Genomic DNA, 17866 nt, shown 5'->3' on the forward strand with positions numbered 1-17866 from the left:
ACGCCCGGTTACATTTCGAACCCGGAAGCTAAGCCTTACAGCGCCGATGGTACTGCAGGGGGGACCCTGTGGGAGAGTAGGACACCGCCGAACAACTCTTCAGGAAAGGCCCACGCCGAAAAGGCGTGGGCCTTTCTGCGTTTATGCTCGACTGCATGCGCTACGACCTCGTCATCTTCGACAACGACGGCGTCCTCGTCGACAGCGAGCCCATCTCCAACAGGCTGCTCGCCGCCTACCTCACCGAACTGGGGCACCCCACCTCCTACGAGGACTCTATCCGCGACTACATGGGGTCGGCCATGCACCGCGTGCACGACCTGGTCCTGGAGCGGACCGGCCGGAGGCTGCCGGACGAGTTCGACGACGTCTTCCACGCCAGAGTCTTCGCCGCGTTCGAGCGGGAGTTGAAGCCGGTCGCCGGTGTCACCGAGGTGCTGGAGAAGCTGGCGGCGGACGAGGTGCCGTACTGCGTGGCGTCGTCGGGCAGCCATGAACGGATCCGGGTGGGCCACAGAACGACCGGACTCGACCGGTGGTTCGGGGAAGAGCGCATCTTCAGCTCGCAGGACGTCGGGCGCGGGAAGCCGGCACCCGACCTCTTCCTGTACGCGGCCGAGCGGATGGGCGTGGAGCCCGTCCGGTGCCTGGTCGTGGAGGACTCCCCGCTCGGCGTCGAGGCGGCCGCGGCCGCCGGGATGGACGTGTTCGGGTTCACCGGGATGACGCCCGCGAGCAGGCTCGACGGGGCGACACAACTCTTCGCCACCATGGAGGAGTTGGCTGACCTGCTGATATGACCGGGGCCATCGGCTCCGGGCTGACATTTGTCACGCGGACCTCCGGACGATCGTTTCTACTGGAGGACCCCCCTCGACCGCGAAGCTGAGGGCATGACGACGAACACGAAGCGCGCGAAGCTCGCCCCCCTGCTGGTGGACGTGGCGGTGCCGGTCGGCGGGTACTACCTGCTCAAGGACGCGTTCGGGATGAGCACGCTCGCGGCCCTGGGGTGGAGCAGTGTGGTGCCCGCCCTGCGGACCGGGTGGAGCCTGGTCAGGGAGCGCAGGGTCAACGCGTTCGCCGCGCTCATCCTGTTCGTCAACGTGGTCGGGTTGTTGCTCAGCCTCGTGGCCGGCGACCCGCGGCTGATGCTCGCCAAGGACAGCGGGGTGAGCAGCGCGATCGGCATCGGCATCCTGGTGTCCGTGGCACTGGGCAGGCCCATGATGACCGCGGGCATGAAGCCCTGGCTGGTCAAGGGTGACGCGGAGCGCGAGGCCGGGTGGGCGCGGCTGGTGGCCGGCTCCGCGGAGTTCCGGCGCGCCGAGAAGGTCTTCTCGGTGGTGTGGGGCGTGGTGCTGCTCGGCGAGTGCGTGGTCCGCGTGGTAGGGGCCTACACACTGCCCGTGGACACCATGGTGTGGCTGGGAAACGTGATCATGGTCGCGGCGATGGTGACCGGGTTCCTCGTGAGCGGTGCGCTCGCCGCCGGGCCGATGGCGCGGATGCTCCTCGTGGAGACCTGCCGCGCCGAACGCACCGCCACGACCCCCGCCGCCGCCGACCGCACGACCGCGACCCCGACCCCGACCCCTGGTTCCACTCTCGCGGCGGCCGGTGCCCCCGCCGAGTGACCCGAGGGAAGCTGAACAGAATTCATCTTTGACCGGATCTACCCACCGGTAGCCCTGGGCCCTACGCTCGCCGCCATGACAGAAGTGCTGCGGCGCGGTAGGGCCTCGTTGGCGTTCAGCTTCTTCGCCCAGGGCGTCGCCTTCGCCCTTCTCGTGACGCGCATTCCCGCCGTCCAGGACCGGTACGGCGTCTCCGACGCCCTGCTGCCGGTCTTTCTGGCGGCCGTGCCGATCCTCGCCGGAGTCGGCAGCGTGACCACCGAGCGCCTGGTGCGGCGGGTGCGGCCCAGCCGGTTGCTGCGCTGGTCCCAGCCGGTGGTGCTGCTGGCCCTGCTCGGCGTGGGGGCCGGTGACCGCCTCGTCGAGATGGCCGTCGCCCTCGCGGCGTTCGGGCTGGCCGTCGGCGCGCTGGACGCCTCCATGAACATGCTCGGGGTGAGCCTCCAGCGGTCGTACGGGCGCAGCATCATGCTCAGCTTCCATGCCGTGTACAGCCTGGGCGGGATCCTGGGGGCCTCGCTGGCCTGGGCGGGGGCGCACTGGCATCTGGCGCTGTGGGTGTCGTATCTGCCGGTGGTGGCGGTGCTGCTGCCGGCGACGCTCGTCGGGAGCCGCTGGTACGTGGACGGGGATCCGGCTCCCGTCGAGGAGCAGGGCGCCGGGGGCGGGGGCGTCGTCTTCAAGCTGCTGCTGCCGCTGTGCCTGGTGATGACCTTCGCCTACATCGGGGACTCCACCGTCTCCAACTGGAGCGCGAAGTATCTGAAGGACGTGCTGGGCAGTTCCGAGCAGCTGGCGACCGTGCCGTACAACGTGTACATGGTGACCACGCTGCTGGGGCGGGCCATCGGGGACTTCGGGGTCCGGCGGTTCGGGGCGGTGACGGTCGTACGGCTCGGGACGCTGGTGGCGGCCGGCGGGTTCGCGGTGGTGGCCTCGGCGCCCGGGGCGTGGTTCGGGATGCTCGGGTTCACGCTGCTGGGTCTGGGCCTGTGCGTGCTGGTGCCGCAGACGTTCGCGGCGGCGGGACGGCTGTTCCCGGGTGCTTCGGACGCGGCTGTCGCGCGGCTCAACATCTTCAACTACGTCGGCTTCCTGGTCGGCTCGCCGCTGGTGGGCGCGCTGGGCGACGCGTGGAGCTATCGCGGGGCGATGCTGGTGCCGATGGTGTTGGTGCTGGTGACGCTGGTGTACGCCAGGTCCTTCGAGGCGCGGCCGGACCGATACGGTGGCGGGCATGAGCGGCCGCGCACAGCTGATGTGGGACGAGGCAGTAACGGGGTATGACTTCGGGCCGGACCATCCGATGGATCCGGTCCGCCTGGCCCTGACCCGGAAACTGGTCGACGCCCTCGGTGTGGACCGGGAGGCGCGGGTGGTGGCGGCCAGACCGGCCGGGGATTCGACGCTGCGGCTGGTCCACCGGGAGGACTACCTCGAGGCGGTGAAGGCCGCGTCGGCGGATCCGGCGTCGGCGGACGGGTCGTACGGCCTCGGGACGCTGGACGACCCGGCGTTCGCCGGGATGCACGAGGTGTCCGCGCTGATCGCCGGGCAGTCGGTGGGGGCCGCGGAGGCGGTCTGGCAGGGGGACGTGTCGCACGCGGTGAACTTCGCGGGCGGGCTGCACCACGCGATGCCGGGCTCGGCCTCGGGGTTCTGCGTCTACAACGACGCGGCGCTGGCGATCGCCCGCCTGCTCGAACTGGGGGCCGAGCGGGTCGCGTACGTCGATGTCGACGTGCACCACGGGGACGGCGTGCAGGCCGCGTTCTGGGAGGACCCCCGGGTGCTGACGATCTCGCTGCACGAGCACCCCCGGACGCTGTTCCCGCAGACGGGCTGGCCGGAGGAGACGGGCGCCCCGCGGGCGCAGGGGTCGGCCGTCAACGTCGCGCTGCCGGCGGGGACGGGGGACCGGGGCTGGCTGCGGGCGTTCCACGCGGTGGTGCCGGAACTGCTCGCCGACTTCCGGCCGCAGGTGCTGGTGACGCAGCACGGCGCCGACACGCACTTCGAGGACCCGCTGGCGCATCTGGCGGTGTCGCTGGACGCACAGCGGGCGGTGCAGCTGGCCTGCCACGACCTGGCGCACGAGTACGCGGGCGGGCGGTGGGTCGCGTTGGGCGGCGGCGGGTACGCCGTGGTGGAGGTCGTACCGCGCTCGTGGACGCATCTGGTGGGGATCGTGGCGGGGCGGCCGGTGGAACCGGAGACGGTGATCCCGGAGAGCTGGCGGCAGGAAGTGTACGCGCGGACCCGGCAGTTGGGGCCGATGCGGATGACGGACGGGCGGTGGCCGGTGTCCTGGGCGGACTGGGAGGCGGGCTACGACCCGGCGGACCGGCTGGACCAGGCGATCCTGGCGACCCGGCGGGCGGTGTTCCCGCTGCGCGGGATGCTGGCGTAGGAGGTCGGGACGGTGCCGTCAGCTCCTGTTAGGCCGACCGTGGGGTGTTCCGTGGTTCCCGGGACGCCCCCGTCGTCCGTGCGTCACCATCGCACTCGTGTTGAACACCGCCGCACTGCGCGCCCATCTGGTGGGTGCCGGACTGGCCGGGGTCGTGGCCACCATGAGGGAGGCCAGTCTGCGCAGCTATCGGCTGTTCGCGGCCCGGGACCCCCGGACACTGATCGGAATCGATCCCGAACGGGCATGGGAGCAACGGGAACTGATCGAGTTGATGGCACGAAGGTGCGGGGTCTCGGCCGATCCCGGGCACACCGCCGGCCGTGACGTGATCGACCCGGAGCTGACGCTCGCCGCCCTGGGGGCTTTCGCGGACCGGCTCGGCACGGCCGCCCGGCGCCGCGCGTGCGTGCTCCTGGGCACCGGGCACCCGCACCGGCTGCTCGGTTTCTACGCCGCGCTGGCGGACGCGTTGTCGGCGGCGGGATGTACCGTCCTCACCCCGGCGCAGGGTCGCTGTGTCGACATAACGACCCGGTTCGGTCTACGTACGCACCGTCTCGCCTACGTACGGGGTGTCGGGCTGGTGCGGCCCGCCGAGGGCGAACGCCCCGGTTGTGAGCCCGGCGCGCACTCGCACTCGCCGCTCCCGGTTCGGCTGGCGCTTCAGGCGGCCGCGGACGCCGGCGGCCCGCTGCCCGAGCTGGTGATCGGGGACCACGGCTGGGTCTGCGGAGCAGGTCAGCTGGGGTTCGAGGCCATGGGGCTGGCCGATACGGACGACCCCGCGTTGTTCGTGGGGCAGGCGGAGGGGCGCGTGTCCGTCGTCGTTCCGCTTGACGACGCGGTGCGGGCCGCCTACTACCGCCCGCTCACCCGCTACGTGCTCAATCGAGCGTGTCTGTCACAGTAGGCCGCCGATGGGTGCACCTCTTCCCCACTTGCATCACCCGCCCCTAGTCTGGGGAGTGAGCACGCAGCGACGAAGAGTCACCGGAAGGGGAAGCCGGTGGCCGTCGAGTGCGGAAGGTGCAGGTGTGTCATGGCTGCAGCTGGCGAGAGGCCTCTCAACGAGGTTCAGTTCCTTACCGTGGCGGAGGTCGCCTCGGTGATGCGAGTGTCGAAGATGACCGTGTACCGGCTGGTGCACAGCGGTCATCTGCCCGCGATCCGGGTCGGGCGGTCCTTCCGCGTCCCGGAGCAGGCGGTTCACGAGTACCTCCGTGAGAGCTATGTGGGGGTGGAAACCGCCTGACGACCAGACGATCCGTGGGGGATCCGTACGGGCAGTACAGGGCACTTCCGGGTCCCTCCGGGCACCTCGATTAACGACCTTGGGGCTCGGGCGGGTAGGCTGACCCCTCGTAGGTCGTGTGGGCCCATGGCGCCCAAACACCGAGTGATGAGAAGTGAGCGAGGGTAGTCGTGGGCTCTGTTATCAAGAAGCGGCGCAAGCGGATGGCCAAGAAGAAGCACCGCAAGCTGCTGAAGCGCACGCGCGTCCAGCGTCGCAACAAGAAGTAGTGACGCCCGTCGCGCCGTGATCCCCTGAGATCTGGTGCGCGGCATCGCGAGAGCGTGACCGCGGCCCCCCACCTCCACGGTGGGGGGCCGTATCCGTTCTTCGCCTGGTGGGGGCCATTTTTGTCACTTCGCGCAGTCGGTGGTCATCACAGCGCAACACCGACCCGATAGGTTGGCGTCCACGGGGAACGCGGTGTGCGACGCGAAGGAAGGCGCTGATCGTGGGACAGGTCGTGCTGGTGACCGGAGTGGCCCGCCGGCTCGCGGGCCGGTTCGTACGGCGGATCCAGCGTGATGCGCAGGTGGACCGGGTCGTCGCCGTGGACGCGGTGCCACCGGAGCATCATCTGGGCGGTGCGGACTTCATCCAGGCGGACATCCGGCACCCCACCATCGCGCGGGTGCTCGCCGAGACTGGTGCCGACACGGTCGTCCACATGGACGTCACCGGCATCGCGCTGGGCGGCGGCAGCCGGGCGACGGTCAAGGAGACCAACGTCATCGGTACCATGCAGCTGCTCGGCGCCTGCCAGAAGTCGCCGAGCGTGAAGCGGCTGGTGGTGAAGTCCAGCACCAACGTCTACGGCTCCGCCTCCCGCGACCCGGCGGTCTTCACCGAGACCACCCCGGCCAAATCCCTGCCCAGCGGCGGCTTCGCCAAGGACACGGTCGAGGTCGAGGGCTACGTGCGCGGCTTCGCGCGGCGGCGGCCGGACGTGGCCGTGTGCGTGCTCAGGTTCGCCAACATCCTCGGGCCGACCGTGGACACCCCGTTGGCCTCCTACTTCGCGCTGCCGGTCCTGCCGACGGTGTTCGGCTACGACCCGCGGCTGCAGTTCGTGCACGAGGACGATGTGATCGAGGTGCTGCGGATCGCCTCGCACGAGGCGCGTCGCGGCACGCTGAACAGCGGCACCTTCAACATCGCCGGTGACGGCGTCCTGCTGCTCTCGCAGTGCGCGCGGCGGCTGGGGCGCCCCACGGTGCCGCTGCTGCTGCCCGCCGTCACGTGGGTGGGCTCGTTGGTGCGTACGCTGGGTATGACGGACTTCTCACCGGAGCAGATCCGGTTGCTCACCCACGGCCGGGTCGTGGCCACTGATCAGATGCGCGAGACGCTGGGCTTCACACCCAAGTACACGACCGCGGAGACCTTCGCGGACTTCGTCCGCAGCCGCGGCCCCGGACTGCTGCCGCCGGAGGCCCTTGCGGGGGCCGTCGACCGGATCGCCGCGCTGTCCCTGCGGGGCAGCGGCCACCCCCCGACGCAGAGCGCCAACTGAGGAGCGCAGCAACGATGGCGGACGCCAAGGTCATTCCGTTCGACGACGACCGGTCCCGCGGGGGCGGCGGAGCACGGCCGTCGCGGCGCCGGAGCGCGGGGAGCCGGCGCTCCGGCGCCGAGCCCGCGGTCGTCCGGGAGGTGCAGCCGCTGCCGGGCAGGGCCGCCGCCGGACCGGAGGGCGGTTCCGAGGCCGGCGAGGGTTCGCGGGACCGGCCGACGCTCCAGGCGGGGCCGTCGGTGCCGTCTCCGCCGACGGGCGAGCCCGAGGGAGCCGAGGAGGGTGCGGGCGGGCGCGGCGGCCTGGAGCGGCGGGTCGCGAGCGGTCTGTCGTTCCTGCGCCGACGGCTGACCGGGGAGTACGACGTCGACGACTTCGGCTACGACGCCGAGCTCACCGACCAGGTGCTGATGTCCCTGCTGCGGCCGGTGTACGAGAAGTACTTCCGGGTCGATGTGAAGGGCATCGAGAACATCCCGAAGGAGGGCGGCGCGCTGATCGTCGCCAACCACTCCGGGACGCTGCCGCTGGACGGGCTGATGATGCAGGTCGCCGTCCACGACCACCACCCGGCCGGGCGGCACCTGCGGCTGCTCGCCGCCGACCTGGTCTTCGTGCTGCCGGTGGTCAACGAGCTCGCCCGCAAGCTGGGCCACACGCTGGCCTGCGCGGAGGACGCCGAGCGGCTGCTGGGGCAGGGCGAGCTGGTCGGTGTGATGCCGGAGGGGTTCAAAGGGATCGGGAAGCCCTTCAGCGAGCGCTACAAGCTCCAGCGGTTCGGCCGTGGCGGTTTCGTCTCCACGGCGCTGCGGCAGGGCGCGCCGATCATTCCCTGCTCGATCGTCGGGGCGGAGGAGATCTACCCGATGATCGGCAACGCCAAGACTCTGGCCCGGCTGCTCGGCTTCCCGTACTTCCCGCTGACGCCGACCTTCCCGTGGCTGGGGCCGCTGGGGGCGATCCCGCTGCCGACGAAGTGGACGATCCAGTTCGGTGAGCCGATCCCGACCAACGGGTATCCGCCGGAGGCGGCGGAGGATCCGATGCTGATGTTCAACCTGACCGACCAGGTCCGTGAGCAGATCCAGCACACGCTGTACAAGCTGCTGGTGCAGCGCAGGTCGGTGTTCTTCTGACTCTGTTCCCCCGAGATTTCCGGAGCCGGGCGGCGGTGAGTCCGGCGGAGCCACGACGACGGGGCGCCCTCGCGTAGCGGGCGCCCCGTCGTCGTGGACCGGTCTCTGCCTTTCGTCCGGGCCGTGTGCTCGGCCGTGCGCCTACCTCGCGTCGTCGCTGTCGATGCCGAGGCCGGGGAGGAGGCCTGGGAGGAGGGGCGGGATGGTCACGTCCGGATCGCTTGCGGGCGGTGTGCTCTCGGAGGGGGAGGCGCTGCCGCCGGCCTTGGGCGGGTCGAGCAGGCCGCCGGTGGTGCCGCCGAGCAGGCCCTCGCCGCTCTCGCCGCCGGAACCGGCCGAGGAGCTGGGGCTGCCGCTGTGGGACGGGTGACCGTCCGAGGCGGTACCGGTACCGGGCCGGGCCGACCGGTCGGAGCCGGGCGGCTCGGAGGACGGGTGAGCGCCGGTTCCACGCTGTGTGCCGGCGCCGGCGCCGGGCGCGGGCGGCTGGGGGAGCAGCGACTGGAGCGGGGCGACCTCCTGGTCTATGGCGTCGAAGACCGACGACACCTGGTCACTGACGTCGCCGAGCTGCACCGGCAGCTTCTCGCGCAGGGCGCCCCAGGTCTCGCGGTGGGCCTTGGAGAAGGTCGACAGGGCCTGGATGGGGCCGAGGTGGTCGGGGTCGCGCTGGTACGCCTCGTGCAGCAGGCGGTGGCCTTCGGAGGCGTCGTGCTGCATCCCGGTCAGGGTGCGGCGGATCTCGCCCAGGGACTCGTGGTCGAGATGGCCGCCGCGGCCCCGGTCGAGGAGCCGGCGGGCCTCGTTCAAGCGGGTCGAGGCCAGGTCGAGGTAGGCCTGGCCCTGCTCGTCGGCGCCGTCGGTCAGGTAGTTGAGCTTGAAGTCCTCGATGCCGCGCTTCAGGCCGTACAGCGAGTCACCGGGGAGGGCGTCGGAGCTGGCGGCGGCAACCCCGCCGAAGGCTCCCGCGGCCACACCCACGCTGAGTCCGCCGGCCGCCAGGCCCTTGGTCAGCCGCGTGCGCGGCCGTAGTTTCCCCAGGCCGCTCGCCCGGTGGGCGCCTCTGGCCCGGTGAGAACGCCCGCCCGTCTCCCGCCACCGCCCTTCCAAGGAAGTCGCTGCGCCCCTTTGGCCGGGCACTGACAGGTCACTCGCCTCGCCCGCAGCTGTGCCCTCCTGAAGCATGGCCTCCATCGCGGCCACCAGTCGGGCCCGCTGGACGACCTTGACCTCGGGGTCCAGCTCCGGCCGGGGCAGCGCGCCCAGACCGTCGGCGAGAGCCAACAGGCGGCCCTGCTCGGTCTGTTCCGTGGCTGCCGGGGCGGGGGCCGGTCCTTCGGGCTGCTCGGCCGCCGTGCCCTGGTCGGACAGCTCCTCCAGGGCCTGGGCGAAGGCGTTCGCCCGCCGGTGCGCCGATACGTTCGCGATCACTGGCGGCACCTCCTCTCGTCATGACGGTCGACTCCCCCGGGGTCCTGGGGGTTGCCCGCCCACGTCCGCACCACCCGAACGAGTGATCAGCGTGGGCCAAGGCGTGACCACAGGGAGCCTGTATCCCGCACAACGAGCGGCTCGGCACTTCGGTTACGGACGCCGGAGCATCCGATCGGAAAGTCAACACGCCGTGACGGAAAGTGAGTTGGACGTGGCCGAGCGTGGGCGGTCAGCGGGCGTCGTCCGGGAGGAGCCGGGCGAGCGTGCGTACGGCGCGGTACTGAAGGGTCTTGATGGCGCCCTCGTTCTTGCCCATCACCCGGGCGGTCTCCGCGACGGAGAGGCCCTGGAGGAAACGGAGCGTGACGCACTCCTGCTGCTGGGGGTTGAGCCGTCGTACGGCGTCGAGGAGGGCGGCGTTGGACAGGGACTCCAGGACGGAGTCCTCGGGGGAGCGCTCGACCTCGTTGGCGTCGAGCATCTCGCCGGTGGTGACCTCCAGGCGGAAGCGGCTGGACTTGAAGTGGTCGGCGACCAGGTTGCGGGCGATGGTGACCAGCCAGGCGCCGAAGTCGCGGCCCTGCCAGGTGAAGGTGCCGATGCGGCGCAGTGCGCGCAGGAAGGTCTCGCTGGTGAGGTCCTCGGCGGTGGCCTTGCCGCCCACGCGGTAGTAGATGTACCGGTACACGGTGTCGCTGTACTGGTCGTAGAGGCGGCCGAAGGCCTCGGCCTCGCCCGCCTGGGCGCGCTCGACGAGGTCCATCATCCGGGCGCTGTCGCTGTCCGCGGCCGGGCGGCGTACGGTCGCGCCGGCGCTCGGGCGTCCGCGTCTGCCCACGGCGGCGGCGCCGCCCTCGGCCAGCGCGTAGCACGGGCCTACGGGGGCGGCGGTGGCGAATGCGGGGCCGGCGTACGCGGTGGGGACGAGGCCGCGCAGCAGGTCGAGGACCGTTGCGCGGAGCGTAGCCAGGCCCGAGGCGTCAACCCCGACGTGTGGGTACACGGGACTCCCAGAGGCAGAGCTTCCATCACGTGCAGTGCGGAACCGTTCACCCGTCGTGGCGACGGAGGGGTACCGGATTGCGTCTGAGGAGAATAACGCTTCGTACAGGCACTGCTACGCCGAGTTGCTCAAATCATCGATTACGTCGCTTCCGTAACCGATTGACGCCCTATCAAGTGTCGGGGAGTGACCGATTGTTGACCGGTCCGGTCCGGGTTCGGTGTCGGTCGGGGGCGTGTTGTGGCGGTGTACCGCCAAGGGGTATGGCCAGGGCGGTGCATGGGTATGTTCGGTCGTTTGATCGGAATCCGGGTGCGTCGCACCCGTGCGACCGATGTGAAGCCCGGCAGGAGGCGTCCGGTCTGTCTCGAACGGGCTCTGGTCACGCTGCGTGCCGGCCGGCCGCGGCGGGCGGCACGCGGGGACGGGTGCGGGGTGCGGTCCGGGGCGCACCCCGCACCCGCCGGGGTGCGCCCCGGGCTCCCCGGGCGCTCTCCTCGACGCGGTCGCGGGATGGCGTCAGCGGCGGCGGCGGTGGAGGGCGATGGCCGCAGCGGTGCCGCCGGCCACCGCGCCCACGCCCGCCGCGGCGGGGATGCCGACCTTGGCGGCCTTGCGGCCGGTGCGGTAGTCGCGCAGGCGCCAGTCCATCTCGCGGGCGTGGCGGCGCAGTTTGGCGTCGGGGTTGATGGCGTAGGGGTGGCCGACCAGCGACAGCATGGGGATGTCGTTGTGGGAGTCGCTGTAGGCGGCGCAGCGGGACAGGTCCAGGCCCTCCGCCGCCGCCAGGGCGCGTACCGCCTCGGCCTTGGCCGGGCCGTGCAGCGGTTCGCCGACCAGGCGCCCGGTGTAGACGCCGTCGACCGACTCGGCCACCGTGCCCAGTGCGCCGGTCAGGCCGAGGCGCCGGGCGATGACCTGGGCGATCTCCACCGGCGCGGCGGTGACCAGCCAGACCTTCTGGCCGGCGTCCAGGTGGGCCTGGGCAAGGGCCCGGGTGCCCGGCCAGATCCGCTCGGCCATGTACTCGTCGTAGATCTCCTCGCCGATGGACTGCAACTCGGCGACCCGGTGGCCCTTGACGATCGACAGAGCCGAGTCCCGGGCGTCCTGCATGTGCTCGGGGTCCTCGACGCCGGCCAGCCGGAACCACGCCTGCTGCCAGGCGAACTTGGCGAGGTCGCGCGTCTCGAAGAACTTCCGCTTGTACAGACCCCGGCCGAAGTGGAACAGCGCCGCGCCCTGCATGACGGTGTTGTCCAGGTCGAAGAAGGCGGCGGCGCGGTCGTCCCCGGGCACGGGGAACTCCGCTTCCTCGGCAGGCGGCGCGACGTTCGTCTCCTGCGAGGACTTGCGCGCGGCCTCCGCCGAGGCCTCGCCTGCCAGCACGCTCCGCGCGGTGGCGGAGCGCCTACGGGGGGTGAGCCATCCGAGAGCGGCCATGCCGTGAGCATAGCCAGTCCGTTCGGCGGTTCCGGGGCCATGAGGTTCGCAGGCCGTGAACTCCGCGCGTCCGTGTCGTCAAGGGGACCACGGGGCCCGGTCCGCGGGAACCGGTGAAAGCGGTCGTGGGGAAGTGGTGACGGCGGATCCCGCGCGGTGGTGGGGGCGGGCCGGAGACGAGTGACAATGGCCGACATGACTCCCCTCTTCCGTCGTAGGCCCCCGGCCCCCGGGGACCGGCTCGTCACGCTCGTCCGCAAGCCCGGCTGTCATCTGTGCGACGACGCCCAGGCCGTCGTCGAGAAGGTCTGCGCCGATCTCGGCGTGCCGTGGGAGCAGAAGGACATCACCGAGGACTCGCGGCTGCACGAGCGGTACTGGGAGCAGATTCCCGTGGTGCTGATCGACGGGGAGCAGCACACCTTCTGGCGTGTGCACGAGGAACGGCTGCGCAAGGCGCTGACCGGCGGGTCTGTCTGACGGTCCGGTCCGGGAACTGACCGACGAGTCCAAACTGGCCGAATGTCGCTTAGGATCGACGGCGACCTGGTCTCGGGGGTGGGGATCGTAGAGGAGCGTGTGCGGTTTTGCCCCCGACAAAGAAGGAACGCGGGTGCGAGTGCGCCGGTTCCCCACATGTGCGCCGGGGGCGCGTGACCCCGGTCACGTTGGCCGGGCAAATCGGACACAATCTTTGTGCACGCGTTCACAAAGACATAGCCTGCTGTCGACGGGGCGGTCCGGGGACGTATGACCGCCCACAGCCCCGCTCTACCCGCAGGAGCACCGTGGCAACTGGCCGAACTCACCGACCGGCGACCCGTAGCCGAGGGATTCCCGAGGCCACCGTCGCCAGGCTTCCGCTGTACCTCCGAGCCCTGACCGCGCTGTCGGAGCGCTCGGTACCCACGGTCTCCTCCGAGGAGCTCGCGGCCGCGGCGGGGGTCAACTCCGCGAAGCTGCGCAAGGACTTCTCCTACCTCGGTTCCTACGGGACCAGGGGCGTCGGCTACGACGTCGAGTATCTCGTGTACCAGATCTCCCGTGAACTGGGGCTCACCCAGGACTGGCCGGTTGTGATCGTCGGTATCGGTAACCTCGGCGCCGCGCTCGCCAACTACGGCGGCTTCGCCTCCCGCGGCTTCCGGGTCGCCGCCCTCATCGACGCCGACCCCGCGATGGCCGGAAAGCCCGTGGCCGGCATCCCGGTCCAGCACACCGACGACCTGGAGAAGATCATCCAGGACAACGGCGTGTCGATCGGCGTGATCGCGACCCCCGCGGGCGCCGCCCAGCAGGTCTGCGACCGGCTCGTCGCCGCCGGGGTGACCTCCATCCTGAACTTCGCGCCGACCGTGCTGAACGTCCCGGAGGGCGTGGACGTGCGCAAGGTCGACCTCTCCATCGAGCTGCAGATCCTCGCCTTCCACGAGCAGCGCAAGGCGGGCGAGGAGTCCGCCGCCGAGACCGCCCTGCCCGGCGCCGCCGCGGCCGCTGCCGCCGCCCGCAAGGCGTCCACCGACCAGGGACCCGACGGGGACGTGCCCGCCGTGATGCCGGCATGAGTCTTCTCGTCGTCGGACTGAGCCACCGCAGCGCCCCGGTCAGCCTGCTGGAGCGGGCCTCGCTGAACACGGACGGCCAGGTCAAGCTGTTGCAGGACACCGTCGCCGCGGAGCCCTCCACCGAGGCCGCGCTCCTGTCCACCTGCAACCGCATCGAGCTGTACGCGGACGTGGACAAGTTCCACGCCGGTGTGGCCGAGCTGTCCACCCTGCTCGCCCAGCACAGCGGCGTCGGTCTGGAGGAGCTCACCCCCTACCTCTACGTCCACTACGAGGACCGGGCCGTCCACCACCTGTTCTCGGTGGCCTGCGGGCTGGACTCCATGGTCGTCGGCGAGGGCCAGATCCTCGGCCAGATAAAGGACTCCCTGGCCCGCGCGCAGGAGCTGCACACCGCCGGGCGCCTGCTGAACGACCTGTTCCAGCAGGCCCTCAGGGTGGGCAAGCGCGCTCACTCCGAGACCGGCATCGACCGCGCCGGACAGTCCCTGGTGACCTTCGGCCTGGAGCAGCTGTCCGCGGGCACGGCCGTCACCGACTGGGCCCGCGGCAAGAAGGCCCTGGTCATCGGCGCCGGCTCGATGTCGTCGCTGGCCGCCGCCACGCTGGCGCGCGCCGGAGTCGCCGAGATCGTGATCGCCAACCGCACCCAGGAGCGCGCCGAGCGCCTGGCCCGGATCCTCACCGAGGGCGACGACACGGACGTGCTGGCCCGCGCGGTACCGATGAACGCGGTACCGCGCGAGCTGACACGTGCCGACGTCGCCGTCTCCTGCACGGGTGCGACCGGGCTGGTGCTGACCGCCGAGTCGATCGCCGCCGCCGTCGAGGGCCGCACGGGCGCGCCCGCCACGGAAGCCGACGGCCAGGGCCCCGCCGAGGACGCCGGGGAGCGTCGTACGGCCGTGAAGGCGGACGTACGCGAGACCCCGCTGCCGCCCGCCGGTGTCGGCGCCGAGGACGGCTGCCCGCTCGACCTGGCCTCCGTGGAGCCCGGCTTCTCCCTGCTGGGCCAGTCCGCCGTCGCCGGCATCGACGCGGCCACCCTGGAGCAGCACGGCACCTGGGTGGACAACGGCACCGTGGACCGCCGGGAGCCCGTCGAGCGGGTCGTCGAGGCCGACGCCGAGCTGATCACCGCGCTCGCCGCGACCGTCGCCACCGTCGGCCGCGTCCCCGAGCTGCGCCGGCCCGAGCCGGTGGCCGTGCCGCCGCGCCCCGAGCCGGTGCTGTTCCTGCTGGACCTGGCCATGCCGCGGGACGTCGACGCGGCCGTGCACCGGCTGGCCGGGGTGCGCCTGGTGGACATCGAGTCGCTCGCGGAGGCGTCCGCGGACGCGCCGATGGCGGCCGACGTCGACCAGGTCCGCCGTATCGTCGCGGGCGAGGTCTCCGACTTCGCGGCGGCCCAGCGGGCGGCACACATCACACCCACCGTCGTCGCCCTGCGCACCATGGCCGCCGACGTCGTGGCCAGCGAGATCGCCCGCCTGGAAGGGCGGCTGCCCGGCCTGGACGGCAAGCACCGGGCGGAGATCACGCAGACCGTGCGGCGCGTCGTCGACAAGCTGCTGCACGCGCCGACCGTCCGGGTCAAGCAGCTCGCGGCCGAACCCGGCGGCGCCGGGTACGCGGACGCGCTGCGCACCCTGTTCGACCTCGACCCGGAGACGGTGGCCTCCGTCTCCCGGGCCGACGAAGACTCCGAGAAGAACGGCAAGAACCGAGGGCCGGCATGAGTACCAAGGCACTGAAGCTGGGGACCAGGCGGAGCAAACTCGCCATGGCCCAGTCCCGGCAGGTGGCGGACGCCGTGAGCCAGGTGACCGGACGGCCCGTCGAGCTCGTCGAGATCACCACCTACGGCGACGTCTCCCGCGAGCACCTGGCGCAGATCGGCGGCACGGGCGTGTTCGTCGCGGCGTTGCGCGAGGCGCTGCTGCGGGGCGAGGTGGACTTCGCGGTTCATTCGCTCAAGGACCTGCCCACCACGCAGCCCGACGAGCTGGTCCTGGCCGCGATACCCGAGCGCGAGGACCCGCGTGACGTGGTCGTCGCCCGGGACGCGCTGAAGTTCACCGACCTGCCCCGCGGCGCGCGGATAGGCACCGGCGCGCCGCGCCGCATGGCCCAGCTGAACGCGTACGCCCGCGCCCACGGCCTGGACATCGAGACGGTCCCGATCCGGGGCAACGTCGACACCCGCATCGGATACGTGCGCGGCGGCGAGCTGGACGCGGTCGTGCTGGCCGCGGCCGGCATGAACCGGATCGGCCGCAGCGACGAAGTGACCGACTTCCTGTCGGTCGACACGGTTCTGCCCGCCCCCGGCCAGGGGGCCCTGGCGATCGAGTGCACCGCGGGCAACGCGGAACTCCTCGCCGCGCTCGCCCAGCTCGACGACCCGTTCACACGGGCCGCCGTGACGGCCGAGCGGTCACTGCTCGCCGCCCTGGAGGCCGGTTGCAGCGCCCCTGTGGGCGCCTTGGCCGACCTTCTGGCCGACGGGCAGACTGTCAAGGAAATGCGCCTGCGCGGCGTCGTCGGCACCCCCGACGGCACCACGCTGGTGCAGCTGTCCACCACCGGTCCCGTGCCCCGGACGCACGACGATGCGAGGGCACTCGGTCGCGAACTCGCCACCGAGATGCTCGCCCAGGGCGCGGCCGGTCTGATGGGGGAGCGAGCACATTGAGCCCCACCACCCTTCCTGCCGCCGGTCCGGAGCACGGGCACGTCACCTTCCTCGGTGCCGGACCCGGGGATCCGGGACTGCTGACATTGCGCGCCGTCGAGGCACTGGCGAACGCGGACGTCCTCGTCGCCGAGCACGAGGTGCTCGACGTCGTACGCACGCACGCCCGCCAGGGCGTCGCCGTCGTGCACACGGACACGGATCCCTCGTCGGACCCTGTTCCGGGCACGGGCACGCCCCAGCTCACAGTCGTTGACAGCACGTCAACAACCGTCGGAGCCCCCGCGGTGCGGGATGCCGCACATCTTGTCATGGAGGCCGCACGGGGCGGCAGGCGGGTCGTCCGTGCGGTGTCCGGGGACCCGGGACTGGATACGGACGCCGCCGCCGAAATGCTCGCCTGCGCCGCGGCCGGGGTGCCCTTCGAGGTCGTCCCCGGCATCGCGACCGCCGTCGGCGTGCCCGCGTACGCCGGTGTGCCGCTGCGCGACGCCGGGGGCGCCGACGTACGGTTCGTCGACGCCCGCACCGCCTCAGGCCGCTGCTGGACGGAGGTCGGCGCCTCGGACTGCACGGTCGTGATGTCCACGACGCTGGACTCGGTGGCCGCGGCGGCCGGGGAACTGGTGTCGGCCGGCCGCAAGCCGGACACCCCGATGACGGTCACCGTCGCCGGTACGACCACCCGCCAGCGCACCTGGAACGCCACCCTCGGCACGGTCGCGCAGACCCTGAAGCAGGCCAAGGTCCTGCCGTCCCCGGACGGCGGCCGGCCGGTGATAGCGGTGGTCGGTGAGCGCAGCGCCGCCGCGCGGCGCGAGCAGCTCTCCTGGTTCGAGTCCAAGCCGCTGTTCGGCTGGAAGGTGCTCGTGCCGCGCACCAAGGAGCAGGCCGCATCGCTCTCCGACCAGCTCCGCTCCTACGGGGCCGTGCCGCACGAGGTGCCCACGATCGCCGTGGAGCCGCCGCGCACCCCCCAGCAGATGGAGCGCGCCGTCAAGGGCCTGGTCACCGGCCGCTACGAGTGGATCGCGTTCACCTCGGTCAACGCGGTCAAGGCGGTCCGCGAGAAGTTCGAGGAGTACGGCCTGGACGCCCGCGCGTTCGCCGGCATCAAGGTCGCGGCGGTCGGGGACCAGACGGCCAAGGCCCTGATCGCCTTCGGCGTGAAGCCCGACCTGGTGCCCAGCGGCGAGCAGTCGGCGGCGGGTCTCCTGGAGGACTGGCCGCCCTACGACCCGGTGTTCGACCCGATCGACCGCGTCTTCCTGCCGCGCGCCGACATCGCCACGGAGACCCTGGTGGCGGGCCTGATCGAGCTGGGCTGGGAGGTCGACGACGTCACGGCGTACCGCACCGTGCGCGCCTCGCCGCCCCCGGCGGAGACTCGCGAGGCGATCAAGGGCGGCGGCTTCGACGCGGTCCTGTTCACGTCCTCGTCGACGGTCCGGAACCTCGTCGGCATCGCGGGCAAGCCGCACAACGTGACCGTGATCGCCTGCATCGGCCCGGCGACCGCCAAGACGGCCGAGGAGCACGGCCTGCGGGTGGACGTCATGGCCCCGGAGCCGTCGGTCCACAAGCTGGCGGAGGCGCTGGCCGACTTCGGCATGAAGCGGAGGGCCGCCGCCCTGGAGGCCGGCGACCCGGTGACGCGGCCCAGCGAGCGGCGGCCGGGGGCGCGGAGGCGTCGGTCGACGACCTGAGGCGGGTTTCGAGGCGGTTGGAGCGCCCTT

17 protein-coding genes and 1 rRNA gene are annotated in these 17866 nt (G+C 71.7%); 15 read left to right on the plus strand and 3 right to left on the minus strand.

Features of this window, described 5'->3' with window-relative positions; genetic code table 11:
- The 10 genes from rrf to ACWDUZ_RS12845 all read left to right on the plus strand — a co-directional run.
- Positions 1-93 (plus strand): 5S ribosomal RNA (gene rrf, locus ACWDUZ_RS12800); the annotation flags it as partial.
- Positions 94-155: 62 nt separating this feature from the next.
- Entirely contained in the window at positions 156-800 is a 645-nt protein-coding gene (locus ACWDUZ_RS12805; RefSeq protein WP_451631845.1) for an HAD family hydrolase, read from the plus strand.
- A gap of 93 nt (positions 801-893) precedes the next feature.
- Positions 894-1637 carry a VC0807 family protein gene (locus ACWDUZ_RS12810; RefSeq protein ID WP_451631846.1) on the plus strand — a complete coding sequence of 248 codons (744 nt, stop codon included), beginning with the start codon at positions 894-896 and terminating at the stop codon, positions 1635-1637.
- Positions 1638-1712: 75 nt separating this feature from the next.
- On the plus strand, positions 1713-2924 hold the full coding sequence (locus tag ACWDUZ_RS12815) for an MFS transporter (RefSeq protein ID WP_451631847.1): 1212 nt from the start codon (positions 1713-1715) through the stop codon (positions 2922-2924).
- Complete coding sequence (locus tag ACWDUZ_RS12820; RefSeq protein WP_451631848.1) at positions 2875-4047, plus strand: acetoin utilization protein AcuC; 1173 nt, start codon at positions 2875-2877, stop codon at positions 4045-4047. The genes ACWDUZ_RS12815 and ACWDUZ_RS12820 overlap by 50 nt, the downstream gene beginning before the upstream one ends.
- Before the next feature lie 97 nt (positions 4048-4144).
- A complete protein-coding gene (locus ACWDUZ_RS12825) occupies positions 4145-4960 on the plus strand; it encodes a phosphatase (RefSeq protein WP_451631849.1) in 816 nt (271 codons plus the stop codon).
- A 129-nt stretch (positions 4961-5089) separates the two neighbouring features.
- Complete coding sequence (locus tag ACWDUZ_RS12830; RefSeq protein ID WP_004984898.1) at positions 5090-5302, plus strand: helix-turn-helix domain-containing protein; 213 nt, start codon at positions 5090-5092, stop codon at positions 5300-5302.
- 170 nt (positions 5303-5472) lie between these two features.
- A complete protein-coding gene (locus tag ACWDUZ_RS12835) occupies positions 5473-5571 on the plus strand; it encodes a 30S ribosomal protein bS22 (protein WP_003948845.1) in 99 nt (32 codons plus the stop codon).
- A gap of 221 nt (positions 5572-5792) precedes the next feature.
- Positions 5793-6854, plus strand: a complete 1062-nt coding sequence (locus ACWDUZ_RS12840; RefSeq protein ID WP_451631850.1) for an NAD-dependent epimerase/dehydratase family protein — start codon at positions 5793-5795, stop codon at positions 6852-6854.
- Positions 6855-6868: 14 nt separating this feature from the next.
- A complete protein-coding gene (locus ACWDUZ_RS12845) occupies positions 6869-7990 on the plus strand; it encodes a lysophospholipid acyltransferase family protein (protein ID WP_451631851.1) in 1122 nt (373 codons plus the stop codon).
- 141 nt (positions 7991-8131) lie between these two features.
- Here the strand turns inward: ACWDUZ_RS12845 and ACWDUZ_RS12850 are convergent, their stop codons facing one another.
- The 3 genes from ACWDUZ_RS12850 to ACWDUZ_RS12860 form a co-directional block, all read right to left on the minus strand.
- Entirely contained in the window at positions 8132-9421 is a 1290-nt protein-coding gene (locus tag ACWDUZ_RS12850) for a DUF5667 domain-containing protein (RefSeq protein ID WP_451631852.1), read from the minus strand.
- A gap of 232 nt (positions 9422-9653) precedes the next feature.
- A complete protein-coding gene (locus tag ACWDUZ_RS12855; protein ID WP_451631853.1) occupies positions 9654-10427 on the minus strand; it encodes an ECF subfamily RNA polymerase sigma factor, BldN family in 774 nt (257 codons plus the stop codon).
- Between the two features lie 519 nt (positions 10428-10946).
- Complete coding sequence (locus tag ACWDUZ_RS12860; protein ID WP_451631854.1) at positions 10947-11870, minus strand: HAD family hydrolase; 924 nt, start codon at positions 11868-11870, stop codon at positions 10947-10949.
- Between the two features lie 186 nt (positions 11871-12056).
- Between ACWDUZ_RS12860 and ACWDUZ_RS12865 the strand changes: the two genes are divergently transcribed.
- The 5 genes from ACWDUZ_RS12865 to ACWDUZ_RS12885 all read left to right on the plus strand — a co-directional run bounded on the left by ACWDUZ_RS12865 (position 12057) and on the right by ACWDUZ_RS12885 (position 17836).
- The gene (locus tag ACWDUZ_RS12865) at positions 12057-12350 is read left to right on the plus strand and encodes a glutaredoxin family protein (RefSeq protein ID WP_451631855.1); all 294 of its coding nucleotides are present in this window, start codon (positions 12057-12059) and stop codon (positions 12348-12350) included.
- A 308-nt stretch (positions 12351-12658) separates the two neighbouring features.
- Complete coding sequence (locus tag ACWDUZ_RS12870) at positions 12659-13435, plus strand: redox-sensing transcriptional repressor Rex (RefSeq protein WP_451631856.1); 777 nt, start codon at positions 12659-12661, stop codon at positions 13433-13435.
- Entirely contained in the window at positions 13432-15174 is a 1743-nt protein-coding gene (locus tag ACWDUZ_RS12875; protein ID WP_451631857.1) for a glutamyl-tRNA reductase, read from the plus strand. The genes ACWDUZ_RS12870 and ACWDUZ_RS12875 overlap by 4 nt, the downstream gene beginning before the upstream one ends.
- Positions 15171-16130, plus strand: a complete 960-nt coding sequence (gene hemC / locus ACWDUZ_RS12880) for a hydroxymethylbilane synthase (RefSeq protein WP_451631858.1) — start codon at positions 15171-15173, stop codon at positions 16128-16130. The genes ACWDUZ_RS12875 and hemC overlap by 4 nt, the downstream gene beginning before the upstream one ends.
- Positions 16127-17836 (plus strand): uroporphyrinogen-III synthase, encoded by a 1710-nt coding sequence (locus ACWDUZ_RS12885; RefSeq protein WP_451631859.1) that lies wholly within the window; start codon positions 16127-16129, stop codon positions 17834-17836. Before hemC ends, ACWDUZ_RS12885 begins: the two co-directional genes overlap by 4 nt.
- Positions 17837-17866 lie beyond the last annotated feature (30 nt).

This window comes from Streptomyces sp. NPDC003393, assembly GCF_053589015.1.

Excerpts from the sequence above, each read along its gene's own strand:
- ACWDUZ_RS12815 (WP_451631847.1), top strand. The coding sequence starts at position 1,713 with ATGACAGAAGTGCTGCGGCGCGGTAGGGCCTCGTTGGCGTTCAGCTTC.
- ACWDUZ_RS12810 (WP_451631846.1), top strand. The coding sequence starts at position 894 with ATGACGACGAACACGAAGCGCGCGAAGCTCGCCCCCCTGCTGGTGGAC.
- ACWDUZ_RS12865 (WP_451631855.1), top strand. The coding sequence starts at position 12,057 with ATGGCCGACATGACTCCCCTCTTCCGTCGTAGGCCCCCGGCCCCCGGG.
- hemC (WP_451631858.1), top strand. The coding sequence starts at position 15,171 with ATGAGTACCAAGGCACTGAAGCTGGGGACCAGGCGGAGCAAACTCGCC.
- ACWDUZ_RS12830 (WP_004984898.1), top strand. The coding sequence starts at position 5,090 with ATGGCTGCAGCTGGCGAGAGGCCTCTCAACGAGGTTCAGTTCCTTACC.
- ACWDUZ_RS12860 (WP_451631854.1), bottom strand. The coding sequence starts at position 11,870 with ATGGCCGCTCTCGGATGGCTCACCCCCCGTAGGCGCTCCGCCACCGCG.
- ACWDUZ_RS12820 (WP_451631848.1), top strand. The coding sequence starts at position 2,875 with ATGAGCGGCCGCGCACAGCTGATGTGGGACGAGGCAGTAACGGGGTAT.
- ACWDUZ_RS12805 (WP_451631845.1), top strand. The coding sequence starts at position 156 with ATGCGCTACGACCTCGTCATCTTCGACAACGACGGCGTCCTCGTCGAC.
- ACWDUZ_RS12875 (WP_451631857.1), top strand. The coding sequence starts at position 13,432 with ATGAGTCTTCTCGTCGTCGGACTGAGCCACCGCAGCGCCCCGGTCAGC.
- ACWDUZ_RS12845 (WP_451631851.1), top strand. The coding sequence starts at position 6,869 with ATGGCGGACGCCAAGGTCATTCCGTTCGACGACGACCGGTCCCGCGGG.